Origin of the sequence: Streptomyces sp. JB150 (assembly GCF_011193355.1) — a bacterium.
Taxonomy (GTDB): Bacteria; Actinomycetota; Actinomycetes; order Streptomycetales; family Streptomycetaceae; genus Streptomyces.
In genome coordinates this window covers 4,748,681-4,760,464 of the sequence record NZ_CP049780.1, presented here as the reverse complement: position 1 = coordinate 4,760,464, position 11,784 = coordinate 4,748,681, and the positions used below count along the sequence as shown (strand labels likewise).

At 68.8% G+C, this 11,784-nt stretch carries 8 protein-coding genes and 1 pseudogene; 3 read left to right on the top strand and 6 right to left on the bottom strand.

The window, feature by feature from the left end; genetic code table 11:
* Positions 1-505: 505 nt before the first annotated feature.
* Positions 506-1,048: a hypothetical protein gene (locus G7Z13_RS22190; RefSeq protein WP_166001948.1), complete on the top strand. Its 543-nt coding sequence runs from the start codon at positions 506-508 to the stop codon at positions 1,046-1,048.
* A 276-nt stretch (positions 1,049-1,324) separates the two neighbouring features.
* Here the strand turns inward: G7Z13_RS22190 and G7Z13_RS22185 are convergent, their stop codons facing one another.
* Positions 1,325-2,677: a tetratricopeptide repeat protein gene (locus tag G7Z13_RS22185; RefSeq protein ID WP_166001946.1), complete on the bottom strand. Its 1,353-nt coding sequence runs from the start codon at positions 2,675-2,677 to the stop codon at positions 1,325-1,327.
* Between the two features lie 206 nt (positions 2,678-2,883).
* Here G7Z13_RS22185 and G7Z13_RS22180 point away from each other — a divergent pair, with 206 nt between their 5' ends.
* On the top strand, positions 2,884-3,447 hold the full coding sequence (locus G7Z13_RS22180; protein WP_166001943.1) for an ATP-binding protein: 564 nt from the start codon (positions 2,884-2,886) through the stop codon (positions 3,445-3,447).
* A gap of 34 nt (positions 3,448-3,481) precedes the next feature.
* Here the strand turns inward: G7Z13_RS22180 and G7Z13_RS33780 are convergent.
* Both G7Z13_RS33780 and G7Z13_RS22175 read right to left on the bottom strand, forming a co-directional pair.
* Positions 3,482-3,610, bottom strand: a pseudogene (locus tag G7Z13_RS33780) (GntR family transcriptional regulator); the annotation flags it as partial.
* Positions 3,611-3,745: 135 nt separating this feature from the next.
* Positions 3,746-4,789 (bottom strand): NAD(P)-dependent alcohol dehydrogenase, encoded by a 1,044-nt coding sequence (locus G7Z13_RS22175; protein ID WP_166001942.1) that lies wholly within the window; start codon positions 4,787-4,789, stop codon positions 3,746-3,748.
* Positions 4,790-4,991: 202 nt separating this feature from the next.
* On the opposite strand from G7Z13_RS22175, the gene G7Z13_RS22170 reads away from it, so the two are divergent.
* Entirely contained in the window at positions 4,992-5,915 is a 924-nt protein-coding gene (locus G7Z13_RS22170; RefSeq protein WP_166001940.1) for a helix-turn-helix domain-containing protein, read from the top strand.
* Positions 5,916-6,064: 149 nt separating this feature from the next.
* Here the strand turns inward: G7Z13_RS22170 and G7Z13_RS22165 are convergent, their stop codons facing one another.
* From G7Z13_RS22165 to G7Z13_RS22155, 3 genes are all read right to left on the bottom strand, one after another.
* The gene (locus G7Z13_RS22165; protein ID WP_166001937.1) at positions 6,065-9,367 is read right to left on the bottom strand and encodes a S8 family peptidase; all 3,303 of its coding nucleotides are present in this window, start codon (positions 9,365-9,367) and stop codon (positions 6,065-6,067) included.
* A 200-nt stretch (positions 9,368-9,567) separates the two neighbouring features.
* Positions 9,568-10,248 carry an ABC transporter ATP-binding protein gene (locus G7Z13_RS22160; RefSeq protein ID WP_166001936.1) on the bottom strand — a complete coding sequence of 227 codons (681 nt, stop codon included), beginning with the start codon at positions 10,246-10,248 and terminating at the stop codon, positions 9,568-9,570.
* A 54-nt stretch (positions 10,249-10,302) separates the two neighbouring features.
* Positions 10,303-11,766, bottom strand: coding sequence for an ABC transporter permease (locus G7Z13_RS22155; protein ID WP_166001933.1), 1,464 nt, complete (start codon positions 11,764-11,766; stop codon positions 10,303-10,305).
* Positions 11,767-11,784: the final 18 nt, after the last annotated feature.

Genomic DNA, 11,784 nt, shown 5'->3' with positions numbered 1-11,784 from the left:
ACTGCAAGCCAAGGATCCAGCCGTCAACACCCTGGTACATCGTCACCGCCTCGACGACCGGCCCGCCATTGGCCGAAGCATGCTTGTCTGCGCGCATGTCACGCCATGAAGAACCGACCCCCGTGACTGATGCGGACAAACGATGGATCATGTCCGTCGGGAGACGGTCAGACCAAGGGGGGTCGTGCTTACACAGATACTTCCCGGCTTTCGGGAGCTGCGCACTCCTTTGGCCGCTGGCGTTCTCTGGTTACTCGCCCTGTGGGTTGCCCTCGGTGATCGGATCCCCAGTCGGGCGCATGCTAGCGGCTTCGCTGCGAGGGTCTACGAGCTGGCCGAGTTGGTCGGGCGGCCAGGGGTTGGAGCCGCACTCATCTTTACGGCATATGTCCTGGGTAGCGTAGTAAGCATTTCGGCGAACCAGCTTCTTCGTGAGCCGGCACGTGCTGCCTGGGGCACCGACGAGGTACTGCCAGATCAGTGGCCCGTTGTTCAAGGGCACCCTGTGCTCACGCAGTTCCGATCAACAGGGGCTGCCGACGGCTACCCAGCCTTCTCGGCCACCAGGCTACTGACCCAGCAGGCTTGGGCGGACCTGCAGGCTCATGTGCGTGCGAATCCCCTCCTGCTGTGGCTCGAATCGCAGCGGTCAGAGCGTCACCGCGATGTCGCCGAGAGAATCCTGCTGCGCAACATCCTGGAAGAACTTGGCCAGTTGGGTACAAGGCTCCTTGCCAAGAACTCGACTCTTTACGCCGATCACGACCGACTGATGGCAGAAGCAGACCTGCGCGTTAACGTCGGCACCGGTGTGGCTGTCCTGACGGTCACGCTCTCTGTCAAAGTCTCTCCCCTGTTTCTTCTGAGTTTCGCCCTATCGACTCTTTTGATCGTTATGGGCTTGGCACGCGCCCGTCAGGCGAACGATGTAATCGTTCAGGCGCTCGTGATCGGAGAGGTGACCTCGACCGCCTTGGCTGAGGCAGACCGTGCTGCTGAAGCTCTCCGAACCACGCCTCCCGCCGATGGACAGCCTGAGCTGACATAGACCTGGCGCCTGGCATTTCACCGAGATCAGCAGACTTTGCACCGCGTGGACACGAGTTAGGCCGTGAGCTGGATGACAGAAGCGCGCAGGTGGACCTTTGGCGGGCGGGCACACGCTGTTTCCCTTGACTTCGACGCCGCTGAGCGCCCCGATGGACAGGGCAGGAGTGGAGTATTGGCTGCCCAGCGCTGTTAACCAAGGTGACCGTGTCTCAGTGGCTGACTGCCTAGCCCCGCCCTCAGCGGGATTGGGGAATCGCATACGAGGTAAGCGGCCTCAGAACGGAAGTTCGGGCCCAGCGGCGCCTCGCTTGATGGCCATTACCTGCTCATGGAAGTCCTGGGTGGCTGCTTCGCGCGGATAGCGGGACCTGAGTTCCTTGTCCAGCGCGTCAGCGACTAAAAGCAGGGACGGGAGGGACTTGCGGTCCGCCTCCAGGGCCATGTTGCCCATGCTGATGGCTTCTTCGATCTCGCCCATGCGGGCCGCTGCGACACCAAGGGTCAGTCGGGCCTCGGCGGCGCGCATGGGTGCGATCTCGGTGCCATCGGGGCCGGTGCTGATGCGGATCACTGACTGAGCGTGGGCTGCGGCGCGCTCGTCGTCGCCGAGGAGACGGTAGGCGTCCATCTCGTAGAAGTCCCACTTGTCGGGGTCGATGATGAAGTGGTGCTCCGGGTGGTCAGGCCGTGGAAGTCGGTCCAGCCTGGCTCGGCCGGCATCCAGGGAGTCACGGACTAGGCGGGCGTCTCCCATGCGGGCGGCTGCGCGCGCCTTGTGCGCGTAGAGCTGCACGCCGACGGAGTGAGTGTGGTCGGCGATGTGTCCTGCTTCGACGGCGTTGAGCATGTCCTGCCAGCGGCTCTGAGTGAGGGCGAACCATGCCTCGATCTCCCATGCCCACGCCTTGATCTCACCGTGGCCGGTCTCTTCGCCGATGCGAAGTGCGGCGGCCTTGCTGAGGTTGGCGGCTTCGCGCTGGCCCCGGTCGTACTGGACGCACGCGTTCAACAGGAACAGCCATCCAGCGTCTACCAGTAGCTCCCGGTGCTGGCGGAGGGTCATCCGGCCTTCGAGCTGCTTGGTGACGTAGTGCAGGCCGTTGCGGGTGCGCTCGTGCAGGTAGTCAGCGTTGGCGTACGAGTAGGCGCGGGCGAGTTGGTCGATGCCTTCCTCGATCGACTCCAGGGCTGTGCTGTTAATGCTGGACATCTCGGTGCGGCGCAGCATTTCTGCCACGTCCCATATGCCGGCCCCGCCCTGGGCGATCAGGGTGCTCGGGTCTTGCGGCTGTGTGGTGCTGGCCGGTCGTTCCAGTTCCCATGGGCGTGGGGCAAGCCCTGCGAGATGACCGGGGATTCGCAGGCCGTCGACCACTTCGAGAATCTTGTGGAACTGGGTGATCCGTGGGCGGCCGCCCTTGCCGTCGACCTCTGGTCGGGCCATCTTGCCGATGTGCTCGCGCTTATAGCCGACGGCCTCGGCGATTTTGGCATAGCTGACGTTTCCGTGGATCTTGGCCAGTCTGAAGACTTCTCCGAAGTCGTGGTTAGCGATCGCCGACCGCACGTCCGCGCGTTCCAGAACGTGAGGCGGGAGAGCTGCCGGTGTCGGTGCAACTGTGGTCATCTCACTTCCCCATCGTGATTGACCTGTCGTCTGATCTTTCGACTCTTTCGATCTTCGCGCCCTGTCCGTCTCGCGAGTGTACCCAGGGGGTCCCCAAGAGGGGGGTCCCCAAGAGGGGGGAGTCACGGCCGGGATGTGTGGTGCACCCTCGGACCACCCTGCCGGGAAGGCCTCGGCAGACGCGATCAGAGACGGTGGTCTGTGTCATGAACCCAAGGAAGTTCCGGCGCCATGACCAAGTGGTGCGTGAGTTAGACGCGTACGCTCACTGGTTCGCGGCCCCGAATCCCGCCAGCGGCGGTCACTTCGTTGGGCTCACGCTCTTCGCCGAACTCCCCAACACGGCACGCATCGCGCGTGATACGGCTTCCGTGTTCCTCCACGGCCTGGTTGTTGACGACATCAAGTACGACGCCATGCTCGCGGTGTCGGAACTGGTCGGGAACGTGGTGCACCATGCGGTGCCGGATCGTGGCCGCCCCGGAGGCTCTCGGCGCATCGACGTGACTTTGAAGATGTATCCGGAGTGGCTGTTCATCGGCGTTACGGATGAAGACTCGACGCCCCCGCTTCTCCCCATGGGCGACGGCCTCTCACCGGAGTTGGTGGGTGACCTGTCGGAAGCCGTGCTGTCCGATAGCGGGCGTGGGCTGATGATCACTCAGCGACTGGCGGCAGCGGTGTGGTGGACGCCGGAACCCGGGGGTGGCAAGACCGTGTGGTGCCGCCTCGACCTCGACGACGGGTCCGGAGACTGCCCGATCGGATAATCTCCCGCCTGGCGCCGGCGCGTTGCGGCGGTGATCGGTAGGAGAGTCCGGCCCGGTCGGCTCCGGTACGGAGCTCTTCGAGGAGCAGCGGGCGGTCGTCGGTGCCGTGCGCGATGCGGGTGAGGTGCAGGATCAGGGTCGCGTCCGGCATCTGGAGTGCCGACACGGAGCTGCGGCGCTTCCACCATCCCTACTACGGCGGTGCGGACGTGATGCTCACGACGTCCGAGGCCGCCGTCATGCGGAAGGCCGCCGGCCCGTGAGGTCGGCGGCCTTTCCGCAGGGCGGCGGCGGACGGTCAGATGGTCGAGGTGTCGATCACGAACCGGTACCGCACGTCGCTCGCCAGCACCCGCTCGTACGCCTCGTTGATCTGGTCCGCGCGGATCAGTTCGATCTCCGCGCCGATGCCGTGCTCCGCGCAGAAGTCCAGCATCTCCTGGGTCTCGGCGATGCCGCCGATCATGGAGCCGGCCAGGGACTTGCCGCCGTTGATGACGGAGAACAGGTTGAGCGAGACCGGCTCCTCCGGGGCGCCCACGTTGGCGAGGGTGCCCTGGGTCTTCAGCAGGGAGAGGTAGGCGCCGAGGTCGAGGGGGGCCGAGACCGTCGAGACGATCAGGTCGAAGGTGCCGGCCAGCTCCTCGAAGGTCTTCGGGTCGCTGGTGGCGTGGTAGTGGTCGGCGCCCAGCTTGAGCCCGTCGTCCTTCTTGCGCAGGGACTGGGACAGGACGGTCACCTCCGCGCCGAGCGCGTGGGCGATCTTGACGCCCATGTGGCCGAGGCCGCCGAGGCCGACGATGGCGACCTTCTTGCCGGGGCCGGCGCCGAACCGCTTCAGCGGGGAGTACAGGGTGATGCCGGCGCACAGCAGGGGCGCGGCCTCGTCCAGCGCGAGCCCGTCGGGGATGCGCACGACGTAGTTCTCGTCGACGACGATCTTCTGCGAGTAACCACCGTAGGTGGGCCGGCCGTCCTTGCCGACGGCGTTGTACGTGCCGATCATGCCGCCGCCGGTGCAGTACTGCTCCAGGCCGGCCTTGCAGTTCTCGCACTCGCGGCAGGAGTCGACCATGCAGCCGACGCCCACCCGGTCGCCGACGGCGAACCTGGTGACGCCGGAGCCGACCGCGGCGACGACACCCGCGATCTCGTGGCCGGGGACCATCGGGAAGATGGCCTCGCCCCAGCCCTCGCGGGCCTGGTGGATGTCGGAGTGACAGATGCCGGCGAACTTGATGTCGATCAGGACGTCGAACTCGCCGACCTCCCGCCGCTCGATGGTGGTGCGCTCCAGCGGAGCCTTGGCGGAGGGGGCGGCGTATGCGGCGACAGTGGTCATGCCGGGGTTCTCTCCTCGTGGGGTGGCTCGTGCCCGGCTGCCTTCTCGCCGGACCGCTGGATCGCCGTCCGGCTCTTCCGGGCACGGCCACCAGCCTCGCGGACCGCGCGGGGAGTACCCAGACCACGCTGTTGCGTACGTTCGCCGTGCGTACCACTGGCAGGGTCAGGATCGTGTGCGTACGACCGTGAATACTGGACGTATGGACGAACAGCTCGAAGCCGCCGTATCCGGACCCGTCGACACGCCCGGCGCCGGTCTGGACCGGCGGGCGGAGCTGAGCGAGTTCCTCCGCACCCGGCGGGCCCGGCTGAAGCCGCAGGACGTGGGGCTGCCCGACTACGGACGGCACCGCAGGGTCCCGGGGCTGCGGCGCGAGGAGCTGGCGCAGCTCGCCGGGGTGTCGGTGGCGTACTACACCAGGCTGGAGCAGGGCAACGGGCGCAATGTCTCGGCGGAGGTCCTGGACTCGATCGCCCGCGCGCTGCGGCTGAACCACGCCGAGCACTCCCATCTGATCCATCTGGCGAAGCCCAAGCAGCACAAGAAGCGGCCGGCGGCGCGCCCCCAGCAGGTGCGCGCGGCGCTGGGGCAGCTGCTGGACTCGATGGAGGGCGTCCCGGCGTACGTGGTGGGCCGGCGCTCGGACGTGCTGGCGTGGAACCGGATGGCGGCGGCGGTCTTCGGTGACTGGGGCGAGCTGCCGGAGCGGGAGCGCAACTGGGCGCGGCTGGTGTTCCTCCGGCCCGAGTACCGCGATCTGTTCGCGGACTGGGAGCAGAAGGCCTCGGACGTGGTCGGCCATCTGCGGCTGGACGCCGGCTGCCACCCCGACGATCCGCGGCTGTCGGCGCTGGTCGGGGAGCTGTCCGTGAAGAGCGAGGACTTCCGGCGGCTGTGGGCCCGGCACGACGTCAAGGAGAAGACGTACGGCGTGAAGCTGCTGCGGCATCCGCTGGTCGGCGAGCTGACGCTGTCGTTCGAGACGTTCCGCCTGGGTGACGACTCGGAGCAGTCCCTGATCACGTATCACGCCGAGCCGGGCTCCGCGTCGGCGGACGCCCTGCGCCTGCTGGCGAGCTGGGGCGCCGACGCGACGGCCTCCGGCGCGACGCGGCGGGTCTGACCCCGGCCCGGCGCGACCGGTCGGTCCACCCCGGCGCGGCGCGGCCGTCCCGCCTCCGGTGTGTGCACATGACGAAGACCCCGGCGCCGCCGGTCTGGCGACGGCGCCGGGGCCTTCAGTGCGGCCTTCAGCGGTTCACTGCCGTGCGATCACTTGCCGTAGTAGGCGTTGTAGATCGAGATCGTGGACTTGTTGCCCTTCTTGTCCGTGATCTTGGCGTGGAAGGAGACGGCCTTCCCCTTCGCCGGGTTCTTCACGGTGATCTTGCCGTTCTTCACCGTGAGCTTCTTCCAGGTCTTGCCGTAGTCGTACGAGGCGTAGACGTGGAGCGACTTGAGGTTGGAGCCCTTGGCGGAGCCCTCCACGGTGACCGGGAAGGTGACCTTCTGGCCGGCGGTGACCTTGCCGTCCGCGCCCACGCTCGCGTTGAAGCGGGCGGTGGAGGCCGGGAGCTTGGCCAGGTCGGCGGGCTTCTTGGACCGGAAGGTCCAGCTCGCGTCGATGCGGGTGGAGGCGGCGGCGATCTTGGTGGTCCGCTTGACCGAGGTGGTCAGCTTGTACGCGGCGTCGCCGGACGGGACCTTGAAGGACTTCTCACCGAACAGCGGGTCGTCGTGCGTGCCGACCTTGGTGCCGTTGCGGTACAGGGTCGTGTTCACCGAGGTGAACAGGGACGAGCCCGGGTTCTTCTTGGAGTCGGCGAACAGCGGCAGGTAGCCGTAGATCTCGTTGCCGTCCCGGTAGAGCCCGAACTCGCTGTTCAGAGTCGGGCCGAACACGGCCTTGTTGACCGTCTTCGCGTAGTCCTTGCCGGCCTTGAAGGAGACGTTCTGGCCGAGCGTGTAGTACGCCTCCGAGATCGGCCAGCCGTCGGCGTCGACCCCGCCCTGCTGCTCGAACTCCAGGTCCCACTTCACGCCGCCCTGCGCGGACAGGTGGAGCGTGCGGGTGCCCGGGAGCTTCTGCGGGACGGCGATGGAGGAGGCGACGGAGCTGCCCGGCAGCCAGCCGACAGCGGAGACCGCGCCCTTCTTGCCGGGGGTCGCCGAACCCATGGCGACCTTGACGTGCGCCAGGTCCGCGGCCTTGTAGTGCTTGGTGTAGCCGGTGGCGAGCTGCTTGACCTTGCCGCCGGTCACGGTGTCGTACTGCTCGCTCGCGCCCTTGGTCCAGTGTCCGGCCCACTGCTGGCTCAGCGAGCCGTCGGTGATCTGCGGGCCCAGGTGGGCGCTGCGGAAGTTGGCGTACGAGTCCATCCACCAACCGAAGGTGTACGAACCCGCACTGGTGTCGATCGTGTAGTCGGGGGAGGCGAACTCCGACTTCGCGCCGGCGGCCGGCACGGTGATGTCCACCGGCTTGGCCTTGCGCGCGTCGACCGTCACCGTGGTGCTCTTGGTGATGTTCAGCTTCGGCTGGGCCAGCCAGTCGGCGCCCTTGGTGAAGTCCTCCGGGTCCTGGAAGAGACCGGAGTCGAGCACGTAGCTGCCCTTGGGGACGCGGATCTTGACGGTGCCGGAGGCGTCGTAGAGGTTGAACCACTTGTCCCTGCCCAGGCCGGTGAGGCCGGAGAGGCTGGTGCCGTAGTTCTTCGCCGCGTTGCCGTCACGGTCGATGTGCTGGACGGTGAGGTCGTACGACTCCACCTCGCGCTGCACCGCGGCCGCCGTGCGCACGGTCTGGCCGCCGCCCGTCGCCGTCACGTACGCCGAGTAGGCGCCGTCGACGGTGCCGCCCAGCTTGGTGTTGACGGTGAAGTCGACCGAGGCCTTGCCGCCCGCCGGGACGGTGACCTTGGTCGCACCCAGGGTGAAGAAGCCCGCCGGAGCGGCCTGGCCCTTGGGGTTGGTGGCCTTGGACGACAGGGTCAGGGTGACGTCCGTCGTGCCGAGGTTGCGGTAGGTCAGCTGCTTGGTGACCGGCTTGTCGTCGGTGTGCGGCCACTGCTGCACGCCGAAGCTCACCGACACCGGCTCGGCGACGACGGTCTGCTTGATCGCCTTGTCGACCTGGATCCGGCCCGAGCCCTGCTCGAACGGGGTGTACGCGCCGCCCTTGGTGGAGGCGGTCAGCGCGGCCTTGATCTGGGCGCCGGTCCAGTCCGGGTGCTGCTGCTTGAGGATGGCGGCGGCGCCCGCGACGTGCGGGGTGGCCATCGACGTACCGGAGATGGTCAGGTAGCCGGCCGGCTTCTCGCCGACCTCCTGCGCGATGACGCTGCCCTTGGCCGAGGCGGCGGTGATGTCCACGCCGGGCGCGGTGACGTCGGGCTTGATCGCGCCGTCGCCGAGCCGCGGGCCGGTGCTGGAGAAGTCCGCCAGCTCGTCCTTGTCGTCGACGGCGCCGACGGTCAGCGCGGCGTCCGCGGTGCCGGGCGAACCGACCGACTCGGGACCGGAGTTGCCCGCCGCGATCGCGAACAGCACGCCCTTCTCGGCGGACAGCTTGTCGACCGCCGCCTCCAGCGGGTCGACCTCCGGGGAGTCCGGGCCGCCGAGGCTCATGTTGATGACGTCGGCGCCCTGCTCGGTCGCCCACTCCATGCCGGCGAGGATGCCGGAGTCGTCACCGGAGCCGTTGTCGTCGAGGACCTTGCCGTTGAGGATGTCGGCGCCGGGCGCGACACCCTTGTACTTGCCGCCGGACTTCGCGCCGGTGCCGGCCGCGATGGACGCGACGTGCGTGCCGTGGCCGAACTTGTCCCCGGCGTCGGGCGCCTTGGTGAAGTTCTTCGACGCGACGACCTGGTCCTTCAGGTCCGGGTGGCCGGCGTCGACACCGGTGTCCAGGACGGCGATCGTGACGCCCTTGCCGTCGTAGCCGGCCGCCCAGGCCTTCGGGGCGCCGATCTGCGCGACGGACTTGTCGAGGGTGACCTTGCGGACCCCGTCGAGCCAGACGTGCGCGATGCCGGCGGCGGTGCGGTCGCCGTTGGTGACCGCGTCCCACAGCTCGTGCGTGTCCGCGTACGGGGTCTGCACGGCGTCCGCGTTCAGGGACTTCAGGGTGCGGCGCAGCGTGCCCGCGTCCCGGACGTCGGCCTTCGTGGCGCCGGCGGCGCCCTGGTAGCCGACGATGACCTTCAGGCCCTTCTGCTGGGCCTTGCGGGTGGCGGACTTGTTCAGCTCGGTGATGTCGAACAGCCGCTGGTCGAGCTTGCCGGTGGCGACCAGGCGGGCCGCGTCGGCGGGTATGACGAGCGTGTGGCCTTCGGCCTTGCGTATCTGTACGGGTATGTCTTCGCGTCCCTTCGCCGGCTCGATGCCGACGACACGCCCCTTGGCGTCCACGGTGACCCGGTCACCGGTGATCAGGGTGATGTGGTGCTGGGACGTCAGCTTGGCGCTGCCATGAGCGGGTTGGGCGGGCTTCGCCGATGCCGGGGTGGTCAGTCCCGCGGCGAGGGCCACGGCGGCGGCGGTCGCGACCGCGGCGGCGCCCGCTCTCTTCACTTGTCTGCGCAAAACTCCCCCTGGAGTTGAGGTACCGGGCGAATTCCCCGTTCACCCGGCCGGGGGTGGTCCCGCACACACGCTCGTGCATCCCCCCGGACCTTGGAGTATGCCGGGGGGCGATCAGCCCGCTCAAGAGGGGCTTGTGTCACGAGTTCGCTATAGAAACGCGCCGGATCGGGCTCGTCGGGCACGGTTCCTCAGGAGTTGTTCTCCTTGACCGTGATCGTTCCCTTCCGGATCGTCGCCAGCCGCGGCGCCTTCCCCGCGAGCACGGAGTCGTGGGTGACCATGACGAACGTCAGCCCCAGCTCCTTCCACATGCGTTCGAGTACGTCCATGATCTCGTCGCGGGTCGACTCGTCAAGGTTGCCGGTGGGCTCGTCGGCGAGCAGGACCTTCGGCTGCTTCACCAGCGCCCGGGCGATGGCCACCCGCTGCTGCTGACCGCCGGACATCTCGCCGGGCAGATGCGCGAGCCGCTCCCCGAGGCCCACCGACGCGAGCGCCTCGGCGGCCCGCTCCCGCCGCTCCCGCGGCTTCAGCCCGAGCGGTACGAGGGCGGTCTCGACGTTCTCCTGCGCGGTGAGCGTGGGGATGAGGTTGAAGCTCTGGAAGACGAAGCCGATGTTCTCGCTGCGCACCCGGGTGAGCCGGGCCTCGGGGAGCCGGGCCAGGTCGGTGCCGTCGAGGACGACCTGCCCGGAGCTGGGCCGGTCGAGGCCGCCCAGCATCTGCAGCAGCGTCGACTTGCCGCCGCCGGTGGGCCCTTGGATGACCAGCCGGTCACCGTCGGGAATGGTCAGGTCGACACCGGCCAGCGCGTCGACGGTCTCCCTGCCGCGCCGGTAGCGCTTGGTGACGGCTTTGAGTTCGTACATGGGGGTGCTCCTGACGGGTCGAAGGGGGTGGGGGTGGGGGCGTGGCGTCGTGGGTCACTCGACGCGCCGCAGGGCGTCCGCCGGGCGCAGCCGGGATGCCCGCCAGGCGCCGAACGCGCCGGCGACCAGTCCGCCGGCCACCGCGAGGCCCACCGCGAGGGCGATGGTGCTCGTACTGACCGGCGCGGTGAGCGCGACGTCGAGGGTGCGGGACACCGGCTGCCGGCCGGGTCCGACGAGCATCCGGCCGCCGCCGGTGCCGGCCGTCGCACCGCCCAGCTGCGCCTGGAGGGTCGGGCTCACCGCGGTCACCGCGTACGCCCCCGCCAGGCCCAGCGCGATGCCGAGCGCTCCCCCGGCCAGCCCGTGCACCATCGCCTCACCGGCCACCTGCCGGGTCACCCGGCCGGACCGCCAGCCCAGCGCCTTCAGCGTGCCGAACTCCCGCACCCGCCGGGACACCGCCGACGAGGTGAGCAGCCCGGCCACCAGGAACGCGGCCACGAGCACCGCGAGGGAGAGCCAGGTGCCGACCTTGGCGGCCAGCTCGGAGGCCGTGGAGAGGGAGCCGGAGACCGTCTCGGCGAGGTCGGCGGAGGTGGTGACCGTCGTCCCCTCGATGTTCTTCTGGATCCGCGACTTCACCGCGCCGATCCGCTGCGAGTCGGTCGCCTTGACGTAGATCGTGGTGACCTCGTCCGTGGCGCCGGCGAGCTCCTGGGCCTGCTCGAGCGGGAGGTAGAGGTCGGCCGCGGCGTCCCCGCTGTCCGGGGTGGCGATGCCGATGACCTCGAACGTCACGCCCTTGACGGTGACGGTCTCGCCGACGGCGAGCTTCTTCTCCTTGGCGTAGGAGGCGTCCGCGACGGCCACCTTCGCGTCGGACTCGGAGGTCCGGAACGTACGCCCGCTGGTGATCTTCGAGGTGGTCAGCGGGCCGAGGGCCGGCTCGGTGACGTCGGTGCCGTGGACGGAGTGGCTGTCGACGTCGAAGTCGGCGCCGCCGCCCTGCACCCGCCCCTCGGGCTGGGCGGTTCGGGCGCCCGCTCCGCTCCCCTGTCCGCCGCCGTCCTGTCCGCCGCCGGGCTGCTGCTGGATCTTTCCGCGGGTGAACTCGCCGCTCACCTTGACGACCTGGAGGCTGAGCCCGCCCACCGCGTCCGCGACACCGTCCTGTGCGGCGACCTCCCGGACGGTGGAGCTGGGCAGCGTCTCGAAGCCCTGGACCATCACCCGGTCGCTGCTCTGCTCCTCGCCGGAGCCCTCCTCCCCGGCGTCGAACCGGAACCGGGGCCGCTGGGCCTGCCCCTCCTCGGCGGGGTCGGCGGCCTTGGTGACCGTCATGTCCGTGCCCAGCCCGTACAGCGACCGCAGGACCTTCTCCTGCGCCCTGCCCATGCCGGAGGAGACGGAGTCGACCACGATGACGAGCGCGATGCCCAGCGCGAGACCGGAGGCGACGACGAGGGCCGCCTTTCTGCGGCGGCGCAGCTCGCGCCTCAAGTAGGTGAAGAACATGCGCCGCAAGCTAGGGAG